Origin of the sequence: Herbaspirillum sp. NPDC101396 (assembly GCF_044767365.1) — a bacterium.
Taxonomy (GTDB): domain Bacteria; phylum Pseudomonadota; class Gammaproteobacteria; order Burkholderiales; family Burkholderiaceae_D; genus Herbaspirillum.
The window spans coordinates 705,806-731,725 of the sequence record NZ_JBIWNT010000003.1 but is presented as its reverse complement, the minus strand read 5'-3'; the positions used below and the strand labels follow the sequence as shown (position 1 = coordinate 731,725).

Here is a 25,920-nt window from a genome sequence, read left to right as displayed (position 1 = left end):
ACCGCCTCATCCGGGGGAGCTGACATGAATACAAGACAACACGCCGGCAAGCGCACCGACAAGGATGCGAAACCAGACCTCACCGACGACAACATCCCCAGCCCGTTGGTGCAGAGCTTCGGCATCGGCGTGCGGCAATTGCGCGAGGCGCAAGGCTGGTCGCAGGAGCGCCTGGCCGAGAACTCCAACCTGAACCGCTCCTACATCGGCGAAATCGAACGCGGCGGCGCCATTGCCTCGCTGGTTACCGTCGAGAAACTGGCCTTCGCGCTGAAGCTGACGCCCTCCGCGCTCGTGACACGCGGCGAAGCGATCAGCCAGATGAATCTGGTGCGCGGCATCAAGTTGATGGCTATAGCATGTTGAGGCATCGCTGCGCTGACGCCACACTCTGACGGTCAGTTTTCAGTCGTCTTTTTTATCTCACTTATTGAATTGGAGTCACGATGTCGGCAACAGTTGGCGGTACCACCGCGCTTGGCGATAACGCCGCACGGCAACTAGCAAACGCAACCAAAACCGTACCGCAACTGGAAACCATCAGCCCTCGCTGGCTGACGCATCTGTTGCAATGGGTTCCCGTCGAGGCCGGCATCTATCGCCTCAACAAGGTCAAGAATCCCGAATCGATCAAGGTCACCTGCACCGCACGCGAAGAAGAAAACCAGCTGCCGCGCACCTTCGTCGACTACGAAGAAAATCCACGCGAATACTTCCTCAACGCGGTCTCGACCGTGCTGGACGTGCATACCCGCGTCTCCGATCTGTACAGCAGCCCGCATGACCAGATCAAGGAGCAACTGCGCCTGACCATCGAGACCATCAAGGAAAACCAGGAAAGCGAACTGATCAACAATCCCGACTACGGCCTGCTGGCGCAAGTCACGGATGAACAGCGCATCTTCCCGCTGACCGGCGCGCCGACGCCGGACGATCTGGACGAGCTGCTGACCAAGGTCTGGAAAGAACCGGCCTTCTTCCTCACGCATCCGCTCGCGATCGCCGCCTTCGGCCGTGAAGCCACCCGCCGCGGCACGCCGCCGCCGACCATCAGCCTGTTCGGTTCGCAATTCATCACCTGGCGCGGCATCCCGCTGATCCCGTCGGACAAGGTGCCGGTCGCCGACGGCAAGAGCAAGATCCTGCTGCTGCGCGTGGGCGACAAGCGCCAGGGCGTGGTCGGTCTGTTCCAGCCGGGTCTGCCGGGCGAACAAAGCCCAGGTTTATCGGTGCGCTTCATGGGCATCAACAACCATGCGATTTCGTCGTACCTGATTTCCTTGTATTGCTCGCTCGCGGTGCTGACCACCGACGCGCTGGCGGTGCTCGACGATGTCGAAATCGGCAAGTACCACGACTATCCCGACACCTATAAATAAGCCGCGACGTGAGCCTACTTTCGCCCCCACCCTCATTGCCGTCCGGCCAGCCCGTCGGCGTTCCTGAAGCGTCAGGCGCGCCGTTCGATCCGGCGGTGCTGGCGCGCCTGGCGACCGAGTTCTTCTCGGCCCCGCCGGCGCCGCCGTTTGCGCCGCATGGCGTGCAGGCGCCCGCCAACATTGCACCGCCCGGTTCGCCGCTGGTCAGTCCGGCAGGTTTTGGACCAGGCGTACCCGGCACACCGATTCCGCAGGGCCAGATTCCCGGCACCAACCTGATCCCGGCGTCGCCGACTCAGGTGCTGTCGCTGGGCAATCGCGCTCCTGCGCTGGCGCCTGTTGCGCCGGCCGGCAACGGCGTTCCGGACAAGCTCCTGAGCGCCGGACCGGCCTACGATCCACGCAGCGGCGGCGGTTTGCTGGGCGTACCTGAATCAGTGGGTGGCGCCCGGCCGCAAGCCGGTGCATCACCTTACTACTTCCTCAGCGACAGCTATGGCCAGCCGGGCGCAGGCACATCCGTACCGGCGACACCGGATGCGCATCTGCCTTCGCCGTCGATCCCGGAACATCGCAGTCTGACTGCGCCGCCGGCAACCGGCATTCCGGGTGCGGCGTCGGCATCATCGTCATCATCGACACCCTCGCCATCGACTACACCGCAGTACTACTTTGTCGATTCAGTAGTCCTGCCGAGCGGTTACGTCACCCCTGCCAAGGCGCAGCCGCATGCGACGGCGCCGCTGGCCGGCGGCGATCGTCATCCGCCGTTCGACGTGAATGCGGTGCGACGCGATTTCCCGATTCTTCAGGAACGCATCAACGGTCGCCAGCTGGTCTGGTTCGACAACGCGGCAACGACGCACAAGCCGCAGTCGGTGATCGACCGCATCAGCTATTTCTACGAGCACGAAAACTCGAATATCCACCGCGCTGCACATGAACTGGCAGCACGCGCCACCGACGCCTACGAAGGCGCGCGTGAACGGGTGCGTCGATTCATCAATGCGCCGGACGTCAACGAAGTCATCTTCGTGCGCGGCACGACAGAAGCCATCAACCTGGTGGCCAAGAGCTGGGGCGCGCAGCATGTCGGCGAAGGCGACGAGATCATCGTCTCCAACCTCGAGCACCACGCCAACATCGTTCCTTGGCAGCAGTTGGCCGCCGCCAAGGGCGCCAGGCTGCGCGTGATTCCGGTGGACGATTCGGGTCAGATCCTGCTGGACGAGTATCGCAAGCTGCTCAACGACCGCACCAAGATCGTTGCGATCACCCAGGTGTCGAATGCACTAGGCACGGTCACGCCGGTCAAGGAAATCGTCGAGCTGGCCCATCGCGCCGGCGCCAGGGCGCTGGTCGACGGCGCGCAGTCGGTGTCGCACATGCGCGTCGACGTGCAGGAGTTGGGTGCGGACTTCTTCGTGTTCTCGGGCCACAAGGTGTTCGGTCCGACCGGCATCGGCGTGGTCTGGGGCAAGCGCGAAGTGCTGGAAGACATGCCGCCATGGCAAGGCGGCGGCAACATGATCGCCGACGTGACGTTCGAGAAGACGGTGTTCCAGCCGATTCCCAACAAGTTCGAAGCAGGCACGGGCAACATCGCCGACGCGGTCGGACTGGGCGCTGCGATCGACTACGTCAACAAGATCGGCATCGAAAACATCGCCCGCTACGAGCATGACCTGCTGGTCTACGGCATGCAGCAGCTGCGCGAAATCAAGGGCGTGCGCCTGATCGGCACGGCCGACGACAAGGCCAGCGTGATGTCCTTCGTGCTGGCCGGCTACAGCACAGAAGAAGTCGGTCACGCGCTCAACGAAGAAGGCATCGCGGTGCGTACCGGCCATCACTGCGCCCAACCGATTCTGCGCCGTTTCGGCGTCGAAACGACGGTGCGGCCGTCACTGGCTTTTTATAATACCTTCGACGAAATCGACCGTCTTGCGACGGTCATCAGCAGGCTCGCCGGACAACGGCGAACAGGCTGAACGGGTAATCGGCAGTCGGATGTGAAAACGGCCATGGAGCATTCCATGGCCGTTTTTTTAACTGCGGTGCTTGTGTGCAATCAGTGCGAGCTCGGCTCATTGAGCGCCGCCACGATGTCGGCGCGCTTGAGTTCCGGGGCGAATTGCAGGATGAAGTCGTAGGTGTAGGCGCGCAGGTAGGCGCCGCGACGCACTGCCAGACGCGTGATGTTGGAGGCGAACAGATGCGAGGCTTCGATCGCCTGCAGGCCGTGATGCTTGCCCTGCTCGATCGCCATCGAGGCGACGATGCCGACGCCCAGCCCAAGCGCGACGTATTGCTGGATCACGTCCGAGTCCATTGCGGTGAGCACGATGTCCTTCTCGATGCCGGCCTTGCGGAAGGCGTCGTCGATATGGCCGCGGCCCGTGAAGCCGACGTCATAGGTGATCAGCGAATGCGCCGCCAATTCCTCCAGCGTGATCGGATGCTTGAGCGACAGCAGCGGATGTCCTTGCGGCACCACGACGACGTGATGCCAGGTATAGCAGGGGAACGACACCAGGTCCTTGAACTGGCTCAGGCCTTCGGTAGCGATGCCGACGTCGGCCTTGCCCGACATGACCCATTCGGCAATGTGTTCCGGTGCACTTTGTTGAAGCGCAATACGGACCTGCGGAAACGCCGCGCGGAACGCCTGCACCACGCGCGGCAGCACGTAACGCGCTTGCGTGTGGGTGGTGGCGATGGTCAGCGTGCCGCTTTGCTCGCCGGCGTACTCCTGGCTGGCCTGGCGCAGGTTTTCCGCTTCCAGCAGCAGTCGCTCGACGATGTGCAAGATGCCCTTGCCCGGCTCGGTCAGGCCGATCAGGCGTTTGCCGTTGCGTTCGAAAATCTCGACGCCGAGCTCTTCTTCGAGCTCGCGAATCTGGCGGCTCACACCGGGTTGCGAGGTGAACAGCACATTGGCCACTTCAGTCAGGTTGAAACCGCAGCGGGCGGCTTCGCGGATCGAGCGTAATTGTTGGAAATTCATCGTGCATCCTTATTCCGGGCGGCTTCGGTAGAGGCCGCGTTGTCGACGAACACGTGCAGGCGGCGCGGTCGCACCACCAGCGTTTCGCCGTCTTTCAGATTCAATTGTGCAAAGCGTTCATTGGAGATGACGGCTTCGATCAGTTGCGCATTGTCTTTGCGCTCCAGTTCCAGTTGCGCCAGCGGACCGATGGCATGCGAGCGCCTGAGCTGAGCCACGATGCCTTCGGCGCCGGGCGAATAGCGGTCGACTTCGAGGTCGTGCGGACGCACGTAGCCGATGCCTTTTTCGTCCTGCGCCTGCGCGTGGTTGGGGGCGTCGAAGGTAACGCCGCCGGCTTCCAGCACGCCTTCGTGCACGCGGCCGTGGAACAGGTTGACGTTGCCGAGGAAACCGTACACGAACGGCGACGCCGGATGGTTGTAGACCTCGGCAGGCGACCCGATCTGCTCGACGTTGCCCTTGTTCATCAGCACGATCTGGTCAGCGACTTCCAAGGCTTCTTCCTGATCGTGGGTGACGAAAATACTGGTGACGTGCAGTTCGTCGTGCAGGCGGCGCAACCAGCGGCGCAGTTCCTTGCGCACCTTGGCGTCGAGCGCGCCGAACGGTTCGTCCAGCAGCAGCACGCGCGGCTCCACCGCCAGTGCGCGCGCCAGGGCGATACGCTGACGCTGGCCGCCGGACAATTGCGGCGGATAACGATCGGCCAGCCAGTCGAGCTGGACCAGCTCCAGCAGCTTGGTGACCTTGTCGCGAATCTGCGCTTCCGACGGACGCTGGGCGCGCGGTTTGACACGCAGGCCGAAGGCGATGTTTTCAAACACGGTCATGTGCTTGAACAAGGCATAGTGTTGAAAGACAAAGCCGACCTGGCGTTCGCGCACATGGCGCGCCGAGGCGTCGTCGCCGTCGAGCAGGACCTGGCCGGAATCGGGCGACTCCAGGCCGGCGATGATGCGCAGCAGCGTGGTCTTGCCGCAGCCCGACGGTCCCAGCAAGGCAGTCAGTTCGCCTGCAGGGAAATTCAGGGAAACGTTGTTGAGCGCGACGAAATTGCCGAAACGCTTGTTAATGTCTTTGACTTCGATGCTCATAATTGCTCCAGATCTGCGCCGGGATGGGCGACGTGTGCGGTCAACTGCTTGTGCAGACGCCACTCGATAAAGCTCTTGATCGCCAGCGTCACCAAAGCCAGGAAGGCCAGCAGCGACGCCACCGCAAATGCGCCGACGATATTGAATTCGTTGTAGAGAATCTCGACCTGCAGCGGAATCGTGTTGGTCTCGCCGCGGATATGGCCGGACACCACCGACACCGCCCCGAACTCGCCCATGGCGCGGGCGTTACACAGGATCACGCCGTACAGCAGGCCCCATTTGATATTCGGCAGGGTCACGTGCCAGAAGGTCTTCCAGCCCGAGGCGCCCAGCACCAGTGCGGCCTCTTCTTCTTCACTGCCCTGCGATTGCATCAGCGGGATCAGCTCACGCGCCACGAACGGGAAGGTCACGAACACCGTCGCCAGCACGATGCCCGGCACCGCGAACAGGATCTTGATGTCGTGCTCGCGCAGCCATGGACCGAAGTAACCCTGCAGGCCGAACAGCAACACATAGATCAGGCCCGAGATCACCGGCGACACCGAGAACGGCAAGTCGATCAGCGTCAACAGGATGTTCTTGCCGCGGAATTCGAACTTGGCGATCGACCATGCCGCCGCCACACCGAACACCAGGTTCAGCGGCACGGCGATGGCGGCGGTCAGCAGAGTCAGCTTGATGGCGGACCAGGCATCCGGTTCGATGATGTTGTCGATGTAGACGTCCCAGCCTTTTTTCAGGCCTTCATAAAACACGGCGACCAGCGGCACGAACAGGAACAGGGTCAGGAAGGCGAAGGCGATCCCGATCAGCAGGATGCGCACCCACAACGGTTCCAGCGTGGCGGCGGGCGCGTGGACAGGCTCGCCGCGCGGCGCGATGGAAGCAGCAGGAAGTCCCGGGGTAATGACGGCGCTCATGTCAGACTTTCTCGGCCTGGCCGCGCTTGCGGACCCAGGCTTGCAACAGGTTGATGGTCAGCAGCAAAGCAAACGACACGATCAGCATGACCACGGCGATGGCGGTGGCGCCCGTGTAATCGTATTGCTCCAGCTTGGTGATGATGAACAGCGGCGTGATCTCCGACACCATCGGCATGTTGCCGGCGATGAAGACGACCGAACCGTATTCGCCGGTGGCGCGCGCAAAGGCCAGCGCAAAGCCGGTCAACAATGCCGGGAACACGGTGGGGAAAATCACGCGCGCAAAGGTCTGCAGGCGTGAAGCGCCCAGACTGGCGGCGGCTTCTTCAAGCTCGCGCTCGGCGTCTTCCAGCACTGGTTGCACGGTGCGCACGACAAAGGGCAAGCCGATGAAGGTCAGCGCTACCAGCACGCCCAGCGGCGTGAACGCAACCTTGATGCCGAGCGGCACCAGGTAACGGCCGATCCAGCCGTTCTGCGAATAGAGTGTGGTCAATGCAATGCCGGCCACCGCGGTCGGCAGCGCAAACGGCAAATCGACCAGCGCATCGATGATGCGCTTGCCGGGGAATTTGTAGCGCACCAGCACCCAGGCCACGATGCCGCCGAAAATCACATTCAGGAAAGCGGCTAATAAAGAGGCGCCGAACGTCAGCCGATACGAGGCCATCACGCGCGGCGAGGTCACGGCGCTGACGAAAGCGTCCCAGGTCATCGTGAAGGTCTTGAGGAAGACCGCCGACAACGGGATCAGCACGATCAGGGTGAGATAGAACAGCGTGAAGCCGAGCGACAGGCGGAAGCCCGGCAACACCCGGAACGGCGCTTTCTTGTTCGTGGCAATGGAGACGGTCACGCTTGCACTTCCTTTTTATTGTCTTCTCCGGGGCTGGCTCGACACCTGCAAACGCGTATCAGCGCGACAACAACCGGAGGAATCTCTTATTACAAATACGACTAATGAGCGAGGATAATCGCATCGCATTGTTATAAAGAGAACGAATTTTTTTGCATGTCCATAGAAGTTTTACGCATAAAGAAGGGCTTCCCAAGTGATTTACCGAGGGATCGAAACCAGCCGTCAAAATCTGCGCAAAGTCGCTTCGGCGCTAGTCATCCGACGACTGATCACTCACGGAATCAACAAGTGGTCAACCACTTAACATCATGTAAAAGCCCATGCTTACAGCCCTGTAAGCCTTATAAAACAAGGATTCGGTCCACCGAAAAATAAACCGGCCAGACCATATTGCAATATTGGTCAGGCCAACTTAGAATGGCCTGACCAATTTTCAGGGACCTCCCCTTCAGCCCGTCATGCTCAAAGTCGTCACAGCCCTTGCCGAACTCAGCGCGCCCGAAACGCGCCTGTATCGCGTGGTCGCCGATCGTGTCCAGGCATACATCCGCGATGAACACATTGCGGCCGGCGAACGCCTGCCGTCGGAACGCGACCTGGCGGCGCAACTGAAGGTCAGCCGCGCCTCGGTGCGCGAAGCGCTGATCGCATTGGAACTGACCGGCGTGATCGAAGTGCGCGGCGGCTCCGGCATCTACGTGATTGAAAAGAAAGGCGCGGCGCCGGCCATCCAGGAAATCGGCCCGGGTCCGTTCGAGATCTTGTCGGCGCGCTGCCTGATCGAGGGCGAAGTTGCCGCGATCGCCGCGCGCATGGCCACCGACGGTGCGCTGGACGCCATCCTGCGCGCACTCAACGACATGGAGCGCTTCTATCACGACCGCCCCAACAATGAAGAAGCCGACCGCACCTTCCACCTGTCGATCGCCCGCGCCACCGGCAACAGCGCACTGGTCAGCGTGATCGAAAACCTGTGGGACCAGCGCGGCCGCCTGTGGATCAAGATGGAAGAACACTTCCATACCGAAGAATTGCGCCAGCAGACGCTGGTCGACCATCGCCGCATCCTCGAGGCCATCGTCGACCGCGATCCCGAAGGCGCGCGTAAAGCGATGCACTCCCACCTTGAACGCGTGACCACCGAGTTTTCGCGCGGCTGGGGCGGCGGCAAGGCTTATATGCCGCATCACCAGGAGTAGCAGCGCCAGATTCAACACGATAGACGCGACGACGTCCGCCAGAGGCCCGGGTAGCCAACACCCGACAGAGCCGAGGATGCCGGAAGCGATAAAGCCAGACTTTGGAATTCAGGAGACGACATGCCATTGCTGCACCCAGACCGACTGTTCCCCGCCGACCACGACACGCGCTCGATCGCGCGCCGCCTCTATAAAGAGATCAAGGACGCGCCCATCGTCAGCCCGCACGGCCACACCGACCCGGCCTGGTTCGCCGACAACGCCGCCTTCCCCAATCCGTCGGCGCTTCTGATCCAGCCCGACCACTATGTCTTCCGCATGCTGTTCAGCCAGGGCGTCAAGCTGGAAGAGCTGGGAATCCCGACCCGCGACGGCAGTACGGTCGAAGCCGATCCACGGCGCATCTGGCGCATCCTGGCGAAACACTGGCCGCTGTTTCGCGGCACGCCGTCGCGCATGTGGCTCGATCACGTGTTCGAAGAAGTGTTCGGCCTCGAAGAAGGCCTGACCGAAGTCAATGCCGACCGTCTCTACGATCACATCGACGCCTGCCTGCAGCGTCCCGAGTTCCGTCCGCGCGCACTGTTCGAACGCTTCAACATCGATGTCATCGCCACCACCGAGTCACCGCTGGATCCGCTGGCGCATCACGCCAAGCTGAAGAGCGATCCGTGGCAAACCGCCAAAGGCCGCGCCCGCGTGGTGACGGCTTATCGTCCCGATCCGGTGGTCGATCCGGAGTTCGAAGGTTTCACCGCCAACGTCGAACGCTTCGGCGCACTGACCGGTGAAAACACCCGCACCTGGGAAGGCTACCTGCAGGCGCACCGCATCCGCCGCGCCTTCTTCAAGGAACACGGCGCGACCTCGACCGACCACGGCCATCCGAGCGCGCGCACCGCCGATTTGCCGTTGGCCGAATGCAAGGCGCTGTTCGACAAGGCGCTGTCGGGCAAGATCAGCCGCGACGAAGCCGAACTGTTCCGCGCCCAGATGCTGACCGAGATGGCGGCGATGAGCATCGACGACGGCCTGGTCCTGCAGATCCATCCAGGTTGCTGGCGCAGCCATAGCCCTGCGATGCTGGCGCGTTTCGGTCGCGATAAAGGTTTTGATATCCCGATGCAGACCGAATACGTCGGCGCGCTCAAGCCGCTGCTGGATCGCTTCGGCCTCGATCCGCGTCTCTCCGTCATTCTGTTCACGCTGGACGAAACCAGTTACTCACGCGAACTGGCGCCGCTGGCCGGCGTGTATCCGGCCCTGAAACTCGGTCCGGCCTGGTGGTTCTTCGACGCGCCGGAAGGCATGCGCCGCTTCCGCGAGCTGACCACCGAGACCGCCGGTTTCGCCAACACCGTCGGCTTCAACGACGACACCCGCGCCTTCCTGTCGATCCCGGCCCGCCACGACGTCAGCCGCCGCATCGATTGCGGCTATCTGGCGCGCCTGGTGGCCGAGCATCGCCTGCATGAAGACGAAGCGCTCGACCTGGCGCATGACCTGACTTATCGATTGGCCAAGCAGGCTTATCGTTTGTAACCGTTTTTGAAAGAGAGCCACCGCAATCGCAGTACGGTTTGAAGATTCATCAGAGCGTCACAAGACGTCCGCTTTATCCCGGTACCCAACAATTCCATCTCTAGGAGGAGACATCAATGAAACAGGTTTTGAACACCTTGCACAAGGCGACTCGCCGCACCATCATGGCTGCCGCCATCAGCGTCGGCTTCGCTGCCATGGTCGGCAGCCCCGCTGCGCATGCGCAAGCAGCCGTCACTATCAACGTGGTCGACGTCGCCGGTTCGCTGGCACTGTTGCAGGAAGCGATCGAGTCATACAAGACCACGCACCCCAACGTCAAATTCACCTTCACCAAAGCGCCGGCGCCGGAACTGCCGAGCAAGCTGAAGGCGATGCAGAACGCCAAGCGCAGCGACATCGACCTGGTCCTCGGCGGCACTGACATTCTGGCGGCCGGCATCGAGCAGAATCTGTGGGTGACGCTGCTGCCCGAGAACAACGCCAAGTTCGCACCGTTGACCGAGAACTATCTGCCGGAAGTGAAGAAGATGCAGGAACTGGCGCATAACCAGGGTCTGGCCGTGGCCTTCATGCCGGCCGGTCCGCTGCTCGAATACAACCCCGACAAGGTCAAGCAGGTACCGACCTCGCCGCAGGAATTGCTGGCATGGTGCAAGGCCAATCCGAACAAGCTGATCTATGCGCGCCCGGCCAACTCCGGCCCCGGCCGTACTTTCCTGATGGGTCTGCCTTACCTGCTCGGCGACAAGGATCCTAAAGATCCGGTCAAGGGCTGGGACAAGACCTGGGCCTACCTGAAAGAACTGAACACCTGCATCGAGTACTACCCGGGCGGCACGGGCGCCGTGATGAAGGAACTCGGCGAAGGCTCGCGCGACATGACGGTCACCGTGACCGGCTGGGATATCAACCCGCGTGCACTGGGCGTAGTGCCGAAGGAATTCAAGGTCGGCGCCTTCAAGAACATGACCTGGGTCAACGACACCCATTACATGATCGTGCCGAAGGGCCTGGCCCCCGCCAAGCAAGCCGTGGTGCTGGACGTGATGGCTTACCTGCTGCAACCGAAGCAACAGGCGCAGACCTACGACAAGGGCTACTTCTACCCTGGTCCTGCGATCAAGAACGTGCCGGTGACCATGGCGCCGCAAGCCAGCCAGGACACTCTGAAGGAATTCGGCCGCGCCGAGTACGCCGACTGGATCGCCAAGTTCCCGCACGTGCAACCGCTGGACGCGCAGGTGATGGTGAAAGCATTCCGCATCTGGGATGAACAAGTCGGCGCTCAAAAGTTTAAATAAGCAAAGTAGCAGAGACAAAGCAGAACCAGCCGGGCGGCAACGAAACATTCCACGTCGCCCGGCTCATTACGATCAATTAGAGGCAAGCATGAAACCTGACTTCAAGACATTGCGACTGGATCGCGTGACACGTCGCTTTGGCGGCCCGGCTAAAACCAACGATGCACCGCAGATTGCTGCGCTGGATGGTTTGCAGATGGACATCGCGCGCGGCGAATTCATCGCCCTGCTCGGCCCTTCCGGCTGCGGCAAGTCGACTGCATTGAACTGCATCGCCGGCCTGCTGCCCTTGTCGGACGGTGGCATCTATCTTGACGATCACCGTATCGATACCTTGCCGCCTGAACAGCGCGGCTTCGGCATGGTGTTCCAGAACTACGCCCTGTTCCCGCACATGACGGTGGCCAAGAACGTCGGCTTCGGCCTGCTGATGCGCGGCGTTCCCGCCGCCGACATCCAGACCCGCGTCAAGCGCGCCCTTGATCTGGTGCAACTGGCGCAACACATGAACAAGCTGCCCGGACAGTTGTCCGGCGGCCAGCAGCAGCGCGTGGCGATCGCGCGCGCCATCGTCATCGAACCGCCGCTGATCCTGATGGATGAGCCGCTGTCCAACCTCGACGCCAAACTGCGTCTGGAAATGCGCTCCGAAATCCGTCGCATCCATGGCGAACTTGGCCGCACCACGCTCTACGTCACGCATGACCAGGACGAAGCGCTGTCGCTGGCCGATCGCATCGTCGTCATGAAGGACGGCAAGGTGCAGCAGATCGGCACGCCGCCGGAAGTCTACGGCCAGCCGTCCAATCTCGCCGTGGCGCGCTTCATGGGTTATCGCAACGAGTTGATCCTGGATGTGGTCGGCCAGGATGCTCAGACCGTGACCCTGGCCGGTCCCGGCGTCAATCTGGTCGGCATTCCGAAGATGCGCCTGAACGCCCGCGCTGCTGTATCGATCCGTCCGGAAGAATTCAGCATCTGCGCCGATGGCAGCAACCCATCCAACAGCATCAGCGCGCGTGTCGAGTCGGTTGAATATTACGGTCGCGAATCGCTGTTCATGCTGCGCACGCAAGACAACACGCGCCTCTACGTACGCGCCGAAGGCAAAGCTTCTCCGGGCGAGACCATTCGCGTCGCGGTCGCAGCCGATCGCGTGCTGGCCTACCCTTCCGAACAGGTGGCATGATGCTGACGTCCTCGCAAACCGCCGGCGCGCGCTGGCGCGATCCTGCCATGTGGATGGCGGCACCTGCCGTGATCTTCATGCTGGCCGTGTTCGTCTATCCGTTCATCCACGGCCTGATCCTGTCGTTTCAGCCGCTCGAAGGCGGCGGCATGCTGTCGAACTACATCAAGTTCTTCAACACCGAGAACCTGTGGATGACCATCGGCGTGACGCTCAAGCTGGCCTTGCCGGCGACGCTGATCAATATCCTGATCGCGGTGCCGGTGGCTTATCGCCTGCGTCACAAGACGCCGTATCAAAAAATTGCCACGACGATCCTGGTGATTCCGATCACGCTGGGTACGGTGTTGATCGCCGAAGGCATGCTGACTTACTTCGGCCCGAAGGGCTGGTTCGCACAGATCCTGCAGACGCTGCATATCTATGAAGGCGCGATCCGCCTCACTCACAACTATGCGGGCGTACTGATCTCGCTGGTGATCTCGGGTTTCCCGTTCGCCTTCCTGCTGATCCTGTCGTACATCACCGGCATCGATCCGGTGCTGCCGCGCGCGGCGGCGACACTGGGCGCCAATCCGTTCAACCAGTTCCGCTACGTGATCTTCCCGCTGATCCTGCCGGGCCTGGCGATGGCGTTCTGCCTGTCGTTCGTGCAGGCGTTCTCGGTCTTCCCGTCAGCCGTGCTGCTGGGTTCACCGGCCGGGGCGACGCGTGTGATTTCGATTGCGGCGTATGAAGCGGCGTTCGAAAACTACGACTATTCCATGGCCTCGGCAGTGGCGATGATCATGGGTGCAGTACAACTGGGCGTGGTGGTGATCGTGCTCGGCGCACGCAACCTGTTCTATCGCGGTCCGGTCACCGGCGGCAAAGGCTAATCATGAATCAAGCAACGACAACTACTTCTCCCATGATGACATCGCAATCCATCTCCAGGCAGCCAGCACCGAAGCGCCGCACGCATTGGGGCAGCCGCGCCTGGAGCGGGCTGGTGGTCGGCCTGATGACCTTCTTCCTGATCAACGTCGGCCTGATGATCGCCTCGGTCGCCACCAACTCGGTGGCCAAGCGCTGGCTCGGCACCTGGCTGCCGAGCGGCTGGACGCTGGAATGGTATTCCGCCGCCTGGCAGGAGTTCCAGCTCGGCGACGTCTTGCTGGTGACTGTGCAGGTAGTGCTGTCGGTGGTAGTGCTATCGATCCTGATCGGCGTGCCGGCGGCGTACACGCTGGCGCGGCGCAACTTCCGCGGCAAGAAACTGCTGACCGGCCTGTTCCTGCTGCCGCTGATGATCCCGCCGATTACTTACGGCATCCCGCTGGCGACATTGATGTATGAACTGCACCTGGCCGGCACCCTGCCTGGCGTGATCATCGCCAACCTGTTGCCGGCGCTGCCGTTCGTGATCCTGGTGATGACCCCATTCATCGAGCAGATCGATCCGAACCTGGAGTCAGCCGCACGCGTGTTCGGCGCACGCACCTTCACGATGTTCCGCCATGTGCTGGTGCCGCTGCTGGCGCCGGGCATCCTGGCCGCTTCGCTGCTGGTGCTGGTGCGCACGATCGCGATGTTCGAGCTGACCTTCCTGACGGCCGGCGCGGATACGCAGACGCTGGTGGTGGCGCTGTACTACTCGGTGTTCGCGGCGGGTGTGCGCGCTTCGCAATCGATCGATGCGATGGCGATGGTGTACATGATCGTCACGCTGATCTGGCTGCTGATCGCGATGCGCTTCGTCAGCCCGACACAACTGGTGTCGCGCGTCAAAGAACATCCGCAAAACTGATGAACATTGACGCGGGAACACGATGAAGCTGAACAAGCAAACGCTAACGCATGCCGGCAAGCAGGCGACGCTCCCGACCTACGACAGAACCGCCCTGCTGCCCGGCATCGTGCATCTGGGCTTGGGCGCCTTCCATCGTGCGCACCAGGCGGTCTACACGGACACGGTGCTGGCGCAGGGCGATCTGCGCTGGGGCATCGTCGGCGTATCGCTGCGCAGCCCTGATACGCGCGATGCGCTGGCGCCGCAGGACAACCTCTATACGCTCGGCATCAGAGGCACGGAAGGCGAGCAACTGCGCATCATCGGCTCGCTGATCGAGTCGCTGGTCGCGCCGGAGTCGCCCGCCGCCGTGCTGGCGGCGATGAGCCACCCGCATTGCCACATCGTCAGCCTGACCGTGACGGAAAAAGGTTACTGCCACGATCCGGCGTCCAATACCCTGCGCTTCGATCATCCCGACATCGTCCACGACCTGGCGCACGCAGATGCCCCGAGTTCGGCGATCGGCTTCATCGTGCGCGCCCTCGACAAGCGCCGCGACGCGGGCTTGCCGCCGTTCACGGTGCTGTCCTGCGACAACCTGCCGTCCAACGGCAACACCTCGCGCGCGCTGGTGCTGGCGTTTGCCGAGCGCGTCGATCCTGAATTGTCGAAATGGATTTCCCAGCATGGCGCTTTCCCCAACTCCATGGTGGATCGCATCGTGCCCAAGACCACCGATGAAGATCGCGCCGCCATCGCTGCGCGCCTGGGCCTCGACGACGCGTGGCCGGTGGTGACGGAGCCGTTTTCGCAATGGGTGATCGAAGACCGTTTCGCCGGCCCGCGACCTGCCTGGGAGACCGCCGGCGCGACGCTGGTGGAAGAAGCCGAACCCTACGAACACGCCAAGCTGCGCATGCTCAACGGCAGCCATTCCAGCCTCGCCTACCTGGGTTCGCTGGCGGGCTACGTTACCGTTGATCAAGCCATCCGCGACGACGGCTTGCGCGATTTCATCGAACAGATGATGACGCAGGAAATCGCACCGACTTTGCAACGCCCCGGCCTGACGGAATATCGCGACGAGCTGGTGGCACGCTTCCGCAATCCGGCGTTGAAACATCGCTTGCAGCAGATCGCCATGGACGGTTCGCAGAAATTGCCGCAGCGTCTGCTCGGCACCATCCGCGCGCGTCTCGATGCGGGACTGCCTTGCGCGCGGCTGTGTTTTGCGGTGGCGGGTTGGATGCGCTATCTGCGCGGAGTCGATGAAGCCGGCCTGGCGTATCCGGTCTCTGATCCGCTGGCGGATGCGTTGCAAGCAGCAGCACGCATCGCCGACATTAATCAGCGCGTGGACGCCTTGCTGGCGCTGGAAGCCGTGTTCGGCAATGACTTGGCAAAACGGGTGGAGTTTGTTACTGCGGTGAAGACATTCCTGCGCAGTATCCAAGAACAAGGAGTTTTACAGGCGCTGAGCAGAATCGATGCAAAGAATGCCTGATTAGCGGATTAAAGAAAAGCGCCCCCCCGTTTCTTGTGGGCGCGCCTTTCTGATTTTTCCATGCCATATCAGCACACAGATACCGTCCGGGTCGGATAGTCTTTGGACGGTATCTTCCACAGGCAGTCGATGACAAGCTATTCACGCATCGCACTGGCCCATGTCACGATGGATTGTTACAACAAGAACACAACGCGCGGCACCAGATATCCACCGCCTTCACGCAATGTCCCGGTTTGTGTGGAAACGTAGCTGCTACACAACGCTCCCGCGTCCTCGTCGCTTTGTACAGGGAATATCGGCTGGCCCTTGGAGTCTTGAGTCAACAGGGCAATTTCTTTATCGGTGAAAGCGCTTTCACGTTGTAAATCTTCCATGTCGCCCATACGTCCATTGAAGCGCGCATTCTCCGCCTGTCTGGCCAACTCAGCCTTGTCGTCGAAAATCTTTTGCAGTTCAGGATTCTTGACCTTGGCCTTCTCAAAATTCTGCCAGGCCTGATGGTTATAGCGATCGTGTTCCGACGGCGGCTTGGTTTGCCAGGTGCGCAACTTCTCAGTCTTCTCTTCCGCGCTCACGTAGCCGCCCAGATAGAACCCGGCCAGAGAATCATGCACTTGTTCTTCCAGCAGAGCGATACCGTCGGCTCTCGACTGACCTCGTTGTTCTTCAAATACCTTCAAGGCCAGGGTTTCCGTGGCGTCGGGAGCCTGACGTGTATCCGCACGCAACAGCTGCTGTTGATTGGCAAGATGACTGTGGCCCGGCCCGTAGAATTTGATTTCATCGCCATTGTCTCTATACCTCCTTGGAGGACCGCCCTTGGTGCGCTCGCGCAGCAGTTCCATGTCGCCCTTGAACAGTGCATCGTAGCTGGCGATATCCTGCTGCTCTTGGGGCGTGGCGCGCTGATATGCCGGCAGTTGCGCCATGCGGCCCAGCCAATGGCTGCGAAAACGGTAGTACATGCGCAGGTGTTCGCGCACCTGTGCTTCATAGGTGCCGGCGAAATCCCCTGCCGCCATATACGCGTTCCAGTTGGCCGCCAGTTCTGGGCTGAGGGCGTAGTCGGCCTGCAGGTCTGAAGCCATGCCCCTGTAACCTAGTAACGGTACGCCCGCCAGGCGCGCGATTTTATGCATATGCAGCAGCGGCACTTGCGACACCATCTGTCCCACCGTCATGCCACGGCCTTGCTCCTTGGGGCAGTAGCCGCCGCCCACATCAGCATGCATGCCGGGATACAACATTTCCTGCACGTTGTTTCCTTGGACGCGCGTGACGGGGAAGTTCATGCGCTGTTCGTGTGCGGCGATGTAGTGCACCGTCTTTTTGACCAGCGAGGGGAGCGGCGTCAAGGTCTCCGCCGCCCAGCTGAAGTGGCCGTCAATGAAGCGGAACGGCGTGGTTTGCGCAGCCGAATGCGGCAGGCCGACCGAGGCGACTGAGTCGAACAAGCCGAGAAAGTTGATCTCGATGGGCATGCCTGCGAGCGTGGATTTCTCTTCCAGCGCGGCGTGAAGCCAGTAGCAGAAACTGCGCGCTTCTATCGCGCCGCGTGAGAAACCGAATAAGGCTACGCGAATTTTAGGAATGCGCGGCTGGATGATGATGTTGCGCCGGGCTTGCAGCGTGTCGTTCAACTCATCGCGCAATTGGGCGAACCAGCGTTTGCGGCGCTCGTGTTCGGGGTATTCCTTGTCGTAATTCGTCTCGACGTCGCGGACGTAGCTTTTTAGTTTGGCTGTGAGTTGGGCTTCTTCATATAGAGGCGCTCCGTAGTTAAACGCACGATAGACAGCATCATAAACACGCAAGATGCCGTACAAGATTCGTGCTTGCCCGCCTTTACCCATGGCTTTGCCTTCCTGGGTCTCTTTCCATTCTTGATTTTCTGGGAAGCGTGTCCCGACACCGGGAATATAAAAACTAAAGCAACTGGAATCCTTAAGATGACCTTCGCCCTTGATATCTTTGTGTGCATTAAACAGCTTGACGATATTGGTATGCGCTTGATTAGGTTCATCCCGATATTTGTTGTTACTAGTGCCATCGAAAAACAGACCAATGCGCACCAGCTTTTGACAGGGCGGTAGTTTATTACCACTCGGTGCGTACTGCGCAGGCATGTCGTCAAGCCGGCTGATCGCGATATATTCGCACATGGTGAATTCGAGTTCTGCACTTGCAGTGTCCGCTATCGTCGGCGGGGCTGAATGAATTGGTGTACTCACGATTATTGCTCCTCCGGTGGCGGGACGGTGGCATTTTCCGATATAGGATGTTTTGGGCTTTCTGGATAAAAAATGGAAGATACAACTCGAACCTGATCATTCGGAAAGAAATGAACAACTACCTTGTCAGCTTTCTCATACCGCATGATATTGGTCGTCTTTTCCACCCATTCCCGCCCATTGGGTTTCCAGCGAACTTTGACTTTCATCCCAGGAAACCAGGTCTTGGGCAGAGCGTAGCCCGCCGCAATGATGCCCCCGCAGTTAGTGCCGCCCGCTTCCCGACCACCCAACCGACTGCTTGAAGCCGGTTCTTCAATGTAAAAAGAATGGATATAGCCTGTCCCGTGTGTCACGCAAGAGACCGAGACATATTCTCTCGATATAGGTACATACGACAGCGTGGATGTCTTTGCAGGCGCTTCCGGCGCGGTCGCATTGCAAGCCGTCAAGGTAGAGATGCTGGCAAATAGCAGCAGTGGCAGCAGTAGCCTTTTAATCGTCATCGTTGTTTTCCTTGGCAAGTACTTCTTGAGAAAAATACAGTCTGCCAATGTCCGTGAAGATACGAAGCTTGTAAATATGCGCGGAACTACAGGCCAAAAGAATCAGGAAAAACCGTTAAATATGGAGAAAGGATTCCTGCCGGCTATTGAATTGATTTGTCAGTTGGCGGGATTTAGCAACGTGTTCATGCTCGTCCCGAGAAACCGGGCAATACGAGATTTGAAGAGATTGTTCTCCCGCTGCAGATAAAAAGGAGGCATACGAAGCCGTGCCACGGTAGATTTATACGAAGTATTCTGCACGTTGCACATCAAGGATGCTGCTCGAAGACCACCGAATATGGAAAGACGCATTGCTACTTTGCAGCGTGGAGCGGGCCCGACCCGGATGGCATAAGCGTATTGAAGAGGTGCTTGAGAAATCAGGTGAGCGCGGCCTACGAGAAACTGAACGCGACGCCAGTTTGTAATTCTCCAATCCTACATCCTTGTCGGGATTGCTCAGGATATCGTGACCGAGTTTTAGGCGGAAGCGCGTACCTTGCTCTTCGCCTCTTCGGTATCCTTTACCGGCGGCAGGCCGAACATCCTGCCGTATTCGCGCGTGAACTGCGGCACGCTTTCATAGCCGACCGCAAACGCCGCACTGCTGGCGCTGACGCCGTCGGCCAGCATCAGTCTCCTGGCCTCGATCAGGCGCAACTGCTTCTGGAACTGCAGCGGCGACAACGATGTCACGCTGCGGAAATGCTGATGGAACGACGACGGGCTCATACCTGCCACCTCCGCCAGGCGTTCCACCGGCAAGGCCTGCGCGAAATCGCTTCGTAACACCTCCACCGCTCGCGCCACGCGCCGCGCCTGGCTGTCCGGCCATCCCAGATTGCGAATCGCCGCGCCATGTTTGCCCGCCAGCAGCCAGTAATGCAGCTCGCGCGTCAATTGCGCCTGCAGCACCGGCAACGCCGCCGGACGATCGAGCAAGCGCATCAGCCGCAGCGCGGCGTCGGCGACTTCGGCATCGGTCGGATCGACGCGTACCGGCGCCTGCACAACAGCCGGCGCCGCTTCCATCTGCATCGCCAGGTCGGCAATCACGGCAGGATCGAGTTCCAGCACCAGCGACAGATAAGGCGCGGCGAGACTGGCCCGCGTGATCTGGCTGACGGTCGGCACATCGGCCGTGATCAGCAACGAATCTCCCGCCGAGAAGGAGAAGGCCTGCGCGCCCATGGCAACGCGCTTGCCGCCCTGCACGACCAGGCACACCAGCGGCCGTGAAATGGCGTAGAGCAACTCGCTGACTTCGGTCGCGCGCACGATGGTGAGCCCGGCGATGGGCGTGTGCGCCAGCCCGTCCCGTTCGGCATGGGCGTCGGCATAGCGGTGTACGGCAGTGAGCAGGGTCGTCATGATGCAAGCCTACCTTGTCGGCGACTGTCTTGCACGCGACTTGCGCGCGACTTGGAGGATCAGGCAAGGAACGTCGAGTTTCCGGTAACCGGGCCTGTCCCCTGCGTCTGATACTGCGGTCTCCATCAACGCACCAGCACAGGAGCCCCATCATGACCATGACCAAGATCACCCTCGTCACCGGCGCCAGCCGCGGACTCGGCCGCAACACCGCCCTCAGCATCGCCCGCCATGGCGGCGACGTCGTGGTCACCTACCACAGCCGCAGCGATGAAGCGCAAGCCGTGGTCGCCGAGATCCACTCCCTCGGCCGCAAAGCCGTCGCGCTGCAACTCGACACCGGCGACGTCGCCGCATTCGCCTCCTTCGCCGACCGCCTGCGCGCCGCGCTGCGCGACACCTGGTCGCGCGACACCTTCGATCATCTGGTCAACAACGCCGGCCACGGCGACTACGCCTTGATCGGCGACACCACGGAAGCGCAGTTCGACGGCCTGGTGAACGTACATTTCAAAGGCGTGTATTTCCTGACGCAAACCCTGCTCCCACTGATCGCCGACGGCGGCCGCATCGTCAACCTGTCGTCAGGCCTGACGCGCACCTCGTTCCCCGGCTATGCGGTCTATGCGGCCGCCAAAGGCGCGGTCGAAGTGCTCACGCGCTACATGGCAAAAGAATTGGGCGCACGCGGCATCGCGGTCAACACGGTTGCGCCCGGCGCCATCGAAACCGACTTCGGTGGCGGCGCCGTACGCGACAACCCGGACATCAACAAACTGTTTGCAGGACTGACCGCACTGGGCCGCGTAGGCGTACCGGACGACATCGGCCCGATGATCGCGAGTCTGCTGTCGAAGGACAATCGTTGGGTGACGGCGCAAAGAATTGAAGTGTCCGGCGGACAAGGAATTTAAGAAGGGAACGAGGGAGCAGGAGTAAAAGAAACCAACGATCTCAATACCATCTCAGTCCCCTGGCGATGCGCAGCGAGCCAGTCTGGAATTCCGCTTGCGAGTAGCCGGTGGCGGCAGGTGCAAATCGGATAAAGAGGGGAAACTTGTCTGAGCGCAGCGAGTTTGTTTCCCCTCCCGATTTGCGCCTGCCGCCGCCGGGAACCCCGAAGGGGCTACGAACTTGCGGTCGCCTTCTTTTGCTTACTTTTCTTGGCGAAGCAAGAAAAGTGAGCGGCTGCCGGGCCGCCCCCGGCTTGGTCGATCGAAGAAAGAAAAGATTTAACGAGAACAGGAAGACAGATCAGGCAGAAGCCACAGAATTGCGGTTACCAACCCGCTTGACCAACGCCGCCAACACATCCTGCCCGTCAAGCCAGTCGCCCAACCCCGAAGCAGTATTGATATGCCCCACCGCCCCCGCATTGACAAACTCGCTCCCCCAAACGCCCGCCCAATATTCAGCGCGTTCCGCCGACATCCAGGGATCATCAGTACTGCCGATCACGACCGAAGGAAACGGCAACCGCGTCTGCACGACATCGGCCACCTTGAATTTTTCAGGATCCGCCGGCGCCACCAGCAATGCACCGACGATATGACCTGCATCCAGACCCACACGATGCACCGTCGTCAGACAGCCAAAGCTGTGCGCAACGATCACGGTCGGACGCGCATCCTGTGCCAGCACCTCCTGCAAACGCGACGACCACACCGGCAAATCAGCAACATCCCAGTGATCCTGCTCAACCCGCTCGAAGGCCGGATACAACCGCTGCCAGCGCGACTGCCAATGCTCGGGACCGCTGCCGTCAAGTCCCGGCACCACCAGCACACGGAAATCCGCAATGCGTGGGACACCGGAGCTGCCTTGATTGCGTGCGGTCGTGTTTCCCATGTCAGGCCACCTTGCTTTCGGCGTTTGGAATCGGAGGCAGGAGCGCCAAGGTAGATTTCGGCGTATCCCACAGATAGCCCTGAGCATACACCGGCGTTGCCAGCTTGCCGCCAAACTCCTGCAGCCGCGCGAATACGTCCGGATTCTCGACGCGTTTGAACACGACGCGAATGCCAAGTGAGCCTGCCTGGCGCAGCAGCTTTTCAGTGCCCTCTTCATCGACCAGTTCGCGCGCGTCGACCTTGATCATGTCAGGCTTGACCTTCTCCAGCAAGGCCAGCGCGTCGCGCGCATCGGCGGCGCTGATGCCGAGCCGGAAACCGTTGCGCCGGTAATTGTCCAGCACATAGTTGAGCAGCCAGCCCTGGTTCTGCGTCACCACCGGCATCTGCAGCACGATCTTGTCATGCGGCAGCTCCAGCAGGTTGAGGATGCGACGGAAAGCGATGCCGTGATTGCTGTCCACGGCTGCCAGCAAACGCGCATGCACGCTCAGGTGCAGACTGACGTCGTGGTCCACCTGGCGATAGAAATTGATCGAATGCAGCATGCGGCACAGGCGGTCCAGTTCGACCGACTCGTCATCGCTGGCGGCCTGGTCGAGCAGGCGCCACAGATGCAGGCCGCTGTCGTCTTCGGAATAACTGCGCGCAAAACCTTCATGCGCGACGATGGCGGCGTCCGGCGTGCCGGCGCTGCCGAATACGCGTATCGGCTGGAATGCAGAAGTGAGCGTGGTGTTGAAATACTTGCCCTGCGCCCGCCCTTCCGCATCCAGCCAGACCCTGGATTCTTCTTTCACAGACCCGTTGAGGCGGGCAAGATATTTTTCCAGGGCTTGATACTTCATCAATGGCTCCGTGATGGAATCGGATCAGAGCTTGGCGATCGAGACTTCGGTCGCCTTGACCAATGCGACGACTTCGCTGCCGATCACCAGGCCCAGGTCCTTGACCGAGCGAGTGGTGATGACCGATGTGACGATGCCGGCAGGGGTTTCGACATCGACTTCGGAGACGACGGAGCCTTCGATGATGGCTTTGACTTTGCCCTTGAATTGATTGCGGACGTTGATGGCTTGAATGGTCATGCTTGACTCCTGGTGAGGTAGAAAACTGCGTTAAAAAATAAAAACAAAAACTTAAATTGCCCACTGCACCTGATTGACGGTCTTTTGCAGCGAGACATCGCCGAGCGCGCTGTCCGGCGCATTGGCCGGATGTTGCAGCACGCGCGACAGGATGTACTCTTCCATCTGCGCGAACGCAGGGTTGCCGCGGGCCCGCGGACGCGGCAGGTCGATGGCCTGGTCGAGCGTGATGTTGCCGTCTTCGATCAGCACCACGCGATCGGCCAGCGCGATTGCTTCCTGTACGTCATGCGTGACCAGCACGGCGGTGAAGCCGCGCTTCTGCCACAGCGATTCGATCAGCTGCTGCATTTCGATGCGGGTCAGCGCATCGAGCGCGCCCAGCGGTTCGTCCAGCAACAATAATTCAGGGTCGTGCACCAGCGCGCGCGCCAACGCCACGCGTTGACGCTGGCCGCCGGACAGCACGGCCGGCCATTCGCCGGCGCGTTCTTCCAGCCCGACCTGGCGCAGAGCTTGCGACGCCGAGGGCAAGGCCGCCTTGGGCAAGCCCAGCGCGACATTGTTGAGCACGCGTTTCCATGGCAGCAGGCGCGAGTCCTGGAACATGATGCGGGTCTCCGGCTCGAAGCCCGGTTGACGTCCGCCGGCATCCTTGGCGAAGACGACTTCGCCGCGGGTCGCCGTTTCCAACTTGGCGATCAAACGCAACAAGGTGCTTTTGCCGCAGCCGCTGCGACCGACGATAGCGACGAATTCACCGGGCTTGACGTCGAGCGCGACGGTTTTCAGTACTTCGCGGCCGGCATAGGATTTCGACAGGCCGTCGATGGCGACGCGCACACCGCGGCTCTGCTTGTCGGACTGCGCTTCGGCGGCATGCTTTACTTGCGTGGTTTCGACCGGATTGTTTTGCATCGCGACGTCCTTGTTCGTTGCTTGGTTCGTTGCCGTGTTCATTGATAGCCCGGATGCCAGCGCAGCCAGAATTTTTCCAGGCCGCGCGCCAGTACGTCGGCCAGTTTTCCAAGCAGCGCGTACAGCAGGATGCCGACCAGCACCACGTCGGTTTGCAGGAATTCGCGGGCGTTCATGGTCATGTAGCCGATGCCGGCCTGCGCCGAAATGGTTTCGGCCACGATCAGCAGCACCCACACCAGGCCGAGCGCAAAACGCACGCCGACCAGGATCGACGGCAACGCGCCGGGCAGGATCACGTCGCGATACAGCGGCCAGCCGGACAAGCCATAGCTCTTCGCCATTTCGATCAGGCCCTTGTCGACCGAGCGGATGCCGTGGAAAGTATTGAGGTAGATCGGAAAGAACACGCCGACCGATACCAGGAACAGCTTGGAAGTCTCGTCAATGCCGAACCACAGGATCACGAGTGGAATCAAGGCCAGCGCCGGGATGTTGCGCACCATCTGCAGCGTGGTGTCGAGCAGCACTTCCGCCTGGCGGAAGGTGCCGGTCAGCAGCCCTAGCAGCAGGCCGAGCCCGCCGCCGACGGCGAAGCCCGAAGCGGCGCGCCCGGTGCTCACGCCCAGATGCGTCCACAACTCGCCCGACGCCGACAGGTTCCAGGCTGCACGCAGCACAGCCCACGGCTCGGGCAGGATGCGGCTGGACAGCCAGCCTGCCTGCGCGGCGATCTGCCACACGACGATCAGGCCGACCGGCAAGGCCCAGGACAATAATTGCGTGGCGCCGAAACGATTGCCACTGCCGCTACTTTTAGCGGCAGCGATCTTGCGTGGAGTTTCGGTGGTGTCGACGCCAGAGCTGGCGATGCTTGCACTCATGATGGATCCTTAACTCTCGGACACTTGCTGCGCCGGCTTGGCGGCCGGTGGCGGCACGTGGGTGTTGCCGACGATCTCGCCGAACGGACCGGTCAGGTTGAAACCGGGCAGCGTTTCCTTCTGCTTGCGCGGCAACAGCGGGAACACCAATTCGGCAAAGCGATACGATTCTTCCAGATGCGGGTAGCCGGACAGGATGAAGGTGTCGATGCCGAGGTCAGCGTACTCCTTCAGGCGTGCCGCCACGGTCGGACCGTCGCCGACCAGCGCGGTGCCGGCGCCGCCTCGCACCAGGCCGACGCCGGCCCAGAGGTTCGGGCTGACTTCCAGCTTGTCGCGCTTGCCGCCATGCAGCGCGGCCATGCGGCGCTGTCCCTCGGAGTCCATCTTGGCGAAGGTCTTCTGCGCCTTTTCGATGGTGGCGTCGTCGAGCTTGCTGATGAGCTCGTCGGCGGCGCGCCAGGCGGCTTCCGTGGTTTCTCGCACGATCACGTGCAGGCGGATGCCGAAGCGCAAAGTGCGGCCGGCTTTGGCGGCGCGTGCACGCACGATGGCGATCTTCTCGGCGACTGCTTCGGGTGGTTCGCCCCAAGTCAGGTAGACGTCGACCTGCTCGGCGGCGAGGTCGATCGCTTCGTCCGAGGAACCGCCGAAATACAGTGGCGGATACGGCGCCTGCACCGGTGGATAGAGCGCCTTGGCACCCTTGACGCTGAGGTGCTTGCCTTCGAAATTGGTTTCGCCACCGGTGTGCGTCTTGCTCAGCACGTCGCGCCAGATCTTGAGGAACTCGTCGGAGATTTCATAGCGCTCTTTGTGCGTGCCGAAGATGCCGTCGCTTTCCTGCTCGGCAGGATCGCCGCCGGTGACGACGTTGACCAGCAGGCGACCGCCGGACAGGCGGTCGAAGGTGGCGGCCATGCGTGCCGACAGCGTCGGTGCGCTCAGGCCGGGACGCACTGCGACCAGAAATTTCAATTGCTTGGTTTCACCGATCAGGCTGGCGGCGGTGACCCAGGCGTCTTCACAGGAACGTCCGGTCGGCAGCAACACGCCGTCATATCCCAGGGTATCGGCAGCGACCGCGACCTGCTTCATGTAGTCATGACTGACCAGACGTCCGCCTTCTGCGGTGCCGAGGTAGCGGCTGTCGCCGTGCGTGGGGATAAACCAGAAAACGTTCATTGCAAACTCCAATCGATATCAGGTGAAACCAGCGGTGCGCCGATCTCTTGCAAGCCGGC

Annotated in this window: 24 protein-coding genes; 11 read left to right on the top strand and 13 right to left on the bottom strand. The window is 61.1% G+C overall.

Features of this window, described 5'->3' with window-relative positions; translation table 11 throughout:
• Positions 1-24 precede the first annotated feature (24 nt).
• The 3 genes from ACIROY_RS13145 (at position 25) to ACIROY_RS13135 (ending at position 3,370) form a co-directional block, all read left to right on the top strand.
• Positions 25-366: a helix-turn-helix domain-containing protein gene (locus ACIROY_RS13145; RefSeq protein ID WP_402279212.1), complete on the top strand. Its 342-nt coding sequence runs from the start codon at positions 25-27 to the stop codon at positions 364-366.
• An 80-nt stretch (positions 367-446) separates the two neighbouring features.
• Positions 447-1,379 (top strand): family 2A encapsulin nanocompartment shell protein, encoded by a 933-nt coding sequence (locus ACIROY_RS13140; protein ID WP_016835647.1) that lies wholly within the window; start codon positions 447-449, stop codon positions 1,377-1,379.
• 8 nt (positions 1,380-1,387) lie between these two features.
• Complete coding sequence (locus tag ACIROY_RS13135) at positions 1,388-3,370, top strand: family 2A encapsulin nanocompartment cargo protein cysteine desulfurase (protein WP_402341905.1); 1,983 nt, start codon at positions 1,388-1,390, stop codon at positions 3,368-3,370.
• An 80-nt stretch (positions 3,371-3,450) separates the two neighbouring features.
• On the opposite strand, the gene ACIROY_RS13130 is transcribed toward ACIROY_RS13135, so the two are convergent.
• The 4 genes from ACIROY_RS13130 to cysT are packed head-to-tail and all read right to left on the bottom strand — an operon-like array spanning position 3,451 to position 7,268.
• Positions 3,451-4,386 (bottom strand): CysB family HTH-type transcriptional regulator, encoded by a 936-nt coding sequence (locus ACIROY_RS13130; protein ID WP_402279205.1) that lies wholly within the window; start codon positions 4,384-4,386, stop codon positions 3,451-3,453.
• On the bottom strand, positions 4,383-5,483 hold the full coding sequence (locus ACIROY_RS13125) for a sulfate/molybdate ABC transporter ATP-binding protein (protein WP_402279203.1): 1,101 nt from the start codon (positions 5,481-5,483) through the stop codon (positions 4,383-4,385). The genes ACIROY_RS13130 and ACIROY_RS13125 overlap by 4 nt, the downstream gene beginning before the upstream one ends.
• Complete coding sequence (gene cysW / locus ACIROY_RS13120; RefSeq protein ID WP_402279200.1) at positions 5,480-6,409, bottom strand: sulfate ABC transporter permease subunit CysW; 930 nt, start codon at positions 6,407-6,409, stop codon at positions 5,480-5,482. The genes ACIROY_RS13125 and cysW overlap by 4 nt, the downstream gene beginning before the upstream one ends.
• Position 6,410: 1 nt before the next feature.
• Positions 6,411-7,268 carry a sulfate ABC transporter permease subunit CysT gene (gene cysT, locus ACIROY_RS13115; protein ID WP_116433251.1) on the bottom strand — a complete coding sequence of 286 codons (858 nt, stop codon included), beginning with the start codon at positions 7,266-7,268 and terminating at the stop codon, positions 6,411-6,413.
• 461 nt (positions 7,269-7,729) lie between these two features.
• Here cysT and ACIROY_RS13110 point away from each other — a divergent pair, with 461 nt between their 5' ends.
• The 7 genes from ACIROY_RS13110 (at position 7,730) to ACIROY_RS13080 (ending at position 15,783) form a co-directional block, all read left to right on the top strand.
• Positions 7,730-8,470: a FadR/GntR family transcriptional regulator gene (locus ACIROY_RS13110; RefSeq protein ID WP_402279197.1), complete on the top strand. Its 741-nt coding sequence runs from the start codon at positions 7,730-7,732 to the stop codon at positions 8,468-8,470.
• A 120-nt stretch (positions 8,471-8,590) separates the two neighbouring features.
• A complete protein-coding gene (gene uxaC / locus ACIROY_RS13105; RefSeq protein ID WP_402341903.1) occupies positions 8,591-10,012 on the top strand; it encodes a glucuronate isomerase in 1,422 nt (473 codons plus the stop codon).
• 116 nt (positions 10,013-10,128) lie between these two features.
• Positions 10,129-11,316 carry an extracellular solute-binding protein gene (locus ACIROY_RS13100; protein ID WP_402279191.1) on the top strand — a complete coding sequence of 396 codons (1,188 nt, stop codon included), beginning with the start codon at positions 10,129-10,131 and terminating at the stop codon, positions 11,314-11,316.
• 88 nt (positions 11,317-11,404) lie between these two features.
• Positions 11,405-12,505, top strand: coding sequence for an ABC transporter ATP-binding protein (locus tag ACIROY_RS13095; protein ID WP_402279189.1), 1,101 nt, complete (start codon positions 11,405-11,407; stop codon positions 12,503-12,505).
• Complete coding sequence (locus ACIROY_RS13090; protein WP_402279186.1) at positions 12,502-13,383, top strand: ABC transporter permease; 882 nt, start codon at positions 12,502-12,504, stop codon at positions 13,381-13,383. Before ACIROY_RS13095 ends, ACIROY_RS13090 begins: the two co-directional genes overlap by 4 nt.
• Before the next feature lie 32 nt (positions 13,384-13,415).
• On the top strand, positions 13,416-14,294 hold the full coding sequence (locus ACIROY_RS13085) for an ABC transporter permease (RefSeq protein WP_402279183.1): 879 nt from the start codon (positions 13,416-13,418) through the stop codon (positions 14,292-14,294).
• Positions 14,295-14,316: 22 nt separating this feature from the next.
• Positions 14,317-15,783, top strand: a complete 1,467-nt coding sequence (locus tag ACIROY_RS13080; protein ID WP_402279181.1) for a mannitol dehydrogenase family protein — start codon at positions 14,317-14,319, stop codon at positions 15,781-15,783.
• A 176-nt stretch (positions 15,784-15,959) separates the two neighbouring features.
• On the opposite strand, the gene ACIROY_RS13075 is transcribed toward ACIROY_RS13080, so the two are convergent.
• The 3 genes from ACIROY_RS13075 to ACIROY_RS13065 all read right to left on the bottom strand — a co-directional run bounded on the left by ACIROY_RS13075 (position 15,960) and on the right by ACIROY_RS13065 (position 19,936).
• The gene (locus ACIROY_RS13075; RefSeq protein WP_402279179.1) at positions 15,960-18,017 is read right to left on the bottom strand and encodes a T6SS phospholipase effector Tle1-like catalytic domain-containing protein; all 2,058 of its coding nucleotides are present in this window, start codon (positions 18,015-18,017) and stop codon (positions 15,960-15,962) included.
• 2 nt (positions 18,018-18,019) lie between these two features.
• Positions 18,020-18,523, bottom strand: coding sequence for a DUF3304 domain-containing protein (locus tag ACIROY_RS13070; protein WP_402279176.1), 504 nt, complete (start codon positions 18,521-18,523; stop codon positions 18,020-18,022).
• 522 nt (positions 18,524-19,045) lie between these two features.
• The gene (locus ACIROY_RS13065) at positions 19,046-19,936 is read right to left on the bottom strand and encodes an AraC family transcriptional regulator N-terminal domain-containing protein (RefSeq protein ID WP_402279173.1); all 891 of its coding nucleotides are present in this window, start codon (positions 19,934-19,936) and stop codon (positions 19,046-19,048) included.
• A 158-nt stretch (positions 19,937-20,094) separates the two neighbouring features.
• On the opposite strand from ACIROY_RS13065, the gene ACIROY_RS13060 reads away from it, so the two are divergent.
• Positions 20,095-20,850, top strand: coding sequence for an SDR family NAD(P)-dependent oxidoreductase (locus ACIROY_RS13060; RefSeq protein ID WP_402279382.1), 756 nt, complete (start codon positions 20,095-20,097; stop codon positions 20,848-20,850).
• 340 nt (positions 20,851-21,190) lie between these two features.
• Here ACIROY_RS13060 and ACIROY_RS13055 read toward each other — a convergent pair whose 3' ends face one another.
• The 6 genes from ACIROY_RS13055 to ssuD are packed head-to-tail and all read right to left on the bottom strand — an operon-like array spanning position 21,191 to position 25,861.
• Positions 21,191-21,784, bottom strand: coding sequence for an RBBP9/YdeN family alpha/beta hydrolase (locus tag ACIROY_RS13055; RefSeq protein WP_402272493.1), 594 nt, complete (start codon positions 21,782-21,784; stop codon positions 21,191-21,193).
• 1 nt (position 21,785) lies between these two features.
• Complete coding sequence (locus ACIROY_RS13050; protein WP_402341901.1) at positions 21,786-22,634, bottom strand: EAL domain-containing protein; 849 nt, start codon at positions 22,632-22,634, stop codon at positions 21,786-21,788.
• A 24-nt stretch (positions 22,635-22,658) separates the two neighbouring features.
• Positions 22,659-22,874 carry a molybdopterin-binding protein gene (locus tag ACIROY_RS13045; protein WP_007884497.1) on the bottom strand — a complete coding sequence of 72 codons (216 nt, stop codon included), beginning with the start codon at positions 22,872-22,874 and terminating at the stop codon, positions 22,659-22,661.
• Between the two features lie 51 nt (positions 22,875-22,925).
• Complete coding sequence (locus tag ACIROY_RS13040) at positions 22,926-23,792, bottom strand: ATP-binding cassette domain-containing protein (RefSeq protein ID WP_402341899.1); 867 nt, start codon at positions 23,790-23,792, stop codon at positions 22,926-22,928.
• A 38-nt stretch (positions 23,793-23,830) separates the two neighbouring features.
• The gene (gene ssuC, locus ACIROY_RS13035; RefSeq protein WP_402272502.1) at positions 23,831-24,676 is read right to left on the bottom strand and encodes an aliphatic sulfonate ABC transporter permease SsuC; all 846 of its coding nucleotides are present in this window, start codon (positions 24,674-24,676) and stop codon (positions 23,831-23,833) included.
• 9 nt (positions 24,677-24,685) lie between these two features.
• Positions 24,686-25,861, bottom strand: a complete 1,176-nt coding sequence (gene ssuD / locus ACIROY_RS13030) for an FMNH2-dependent alkanesulfonate monooxygenase (RefSeq protein WP_116433264.1) — start codon at positions 25,859-25,861, stop codon at positions 24,686-24,688.
• Positions 25,862-25,920 lie beyond the last annotated feature (59 nt).

Bases quoted from the DNA above. Each gene is read 5' to 3' on its own strand.
- ACIROY_RS13145 (WP_402279212.1), top strand. From the start codon at position 25: ATGAATACAAGACAACACGCCGGCAAGCGCACCGACAAGGATGCGAAA.
- ACIROY_RS13140 (WP_016835647.1), top strand. From the start codon at position 447: ATGTCGGCAACAGTTGGCGGTACCACCGCGCTTGGCGATAACGCCGCA.
- ACIROY_RS13130 (WP_402279205.1), bottom strand. From the start codon at position 4,386: ATGAATTTCCAACAATTACGCTCGATCCGCGAAGCCGCCCGCTGCGGT.
- ACIROY_RS13125 (WP_402279203.1), bottom strand. From the start codon at position 5,483: ATGAGCATCGAAGTCAAAGACATTAACAAGCGTTTCGGCAATTTCGTC.
- cysW (WP_402279200.1), bottom strand. From the start codon at position 6,409: ATGAGCGCCGTCATTACCCCGGGACTTCCTGCTGCTTCCATCGCGCCG.
- ACIROY_RS13110 (WP_402279197.1), top strand. From the start codon at position 7,730: ATGCTCAAAGTCGTCACAGCCCTTGCCGAACTCAGCGCGCCCGAAACG.
- uxaC (WP_402341903.1), top strand. From the start codon at position 8,591: ATGCCATTGCTGCACCCAGACCGACTGTTCCCCGCCGACCACGACACG.
- ACIROY_RS13100 (WP_402279191.1), top strand. From the start codon at position 10,129: ATGAAACAGGTTTTGAACACCTTGCACAAGGCGACTCGCCGCACCATC.
- ACIROY_RS13095 (WP_402279189.1), top strand. From the start codon at position 11,405: ATGAAACCTGACTTCAAGACATTGCGACTGGATCGCGTGACACGTCGC.
- ACIROY_RS13090 (WP_402279186.1), top strand. From the start codon at position 12,502: ATGATGCTGACGTCCTCGCAAACCGCCGGCGCGCGCTGGCGCGATCCT.
- ACIROY_RS13085 (WP_402279183.1), top strand. From the start codon at position 13,416: ATGATGACATCGCAATCCATCTCCAGGCAGCCAGCACCGAAGCGCCGC.
- ACIROY_RS13080 (WP_402279181.1), top strand. From the start codon at position 14,317: ATGAAGCTGAACAAGCAAACGCTAACGCATGCCGGCAAGCAGGCGACG.
- ACIROY_RS13070 (WP_402279176.1), bottom strand. From the start codon at position 18,523: ATGACGATTAAAAGGCTACTGCTGCCACTGCTGCTATTTGCCAGCATC.
- ACIROY_RS13065 (WP_402279173.1), bottom strand. From the start codon at position 19,936: ATGACGACCCTGCTCACTGCCGTACACCGCTATGCCGACGCCCATGCC.
- ACIROY_RS13060 (WP_402279382.1), top strand. From the start codon at position 20,095: ATGACCAAGATCACCCTCGTCACCGGCGCCAGCCGCGGACTCGGCCGC.
- ACIROY_RS13055 (WP_402272493.1), bottom strand. From the start codon at position 21,784: ATGGGAAACACGACCGCACGCAATCAAGGCAGCTCCGGTGTCCCACGC.
- ACIROY_RS13050 (WP_402341901.1), bottom strand. From the start codon at position 22,634: ATGAAGTATCAAGCCCTGGAAAAATATCTTGCCCGCCTCAACGGGTCT.
- ACIROY_RS13045 (WP_007884497.1), bottom strand. From the start codon at position 22,874: ATGACCATTCAAGCCATCAACGTCCGCAATCAATTCAAGGGCAAAGTC.
- ACIROY_RS13040 (WP_402341899.1), bottom strand. From the start codon at position 23,792: ATGCAAAACAATCCGGTCGAAACCACGCAAGTAAAGCATGCCGCCGAA.
- ssuC (WP_402272502.1), bottom strand. From the start codon at position 24,676: ATGAGTGCAAGCATCGCCAGCTCTGGCGTCGACACCACCGAAACTCCA.
- ssuD (WP_116433264.1), bottom strand. From the start codon at position 25,861: ATGAACGTTTTCTGGTTTATCCCCACGCACGGCGACAGCCGCTACCTC.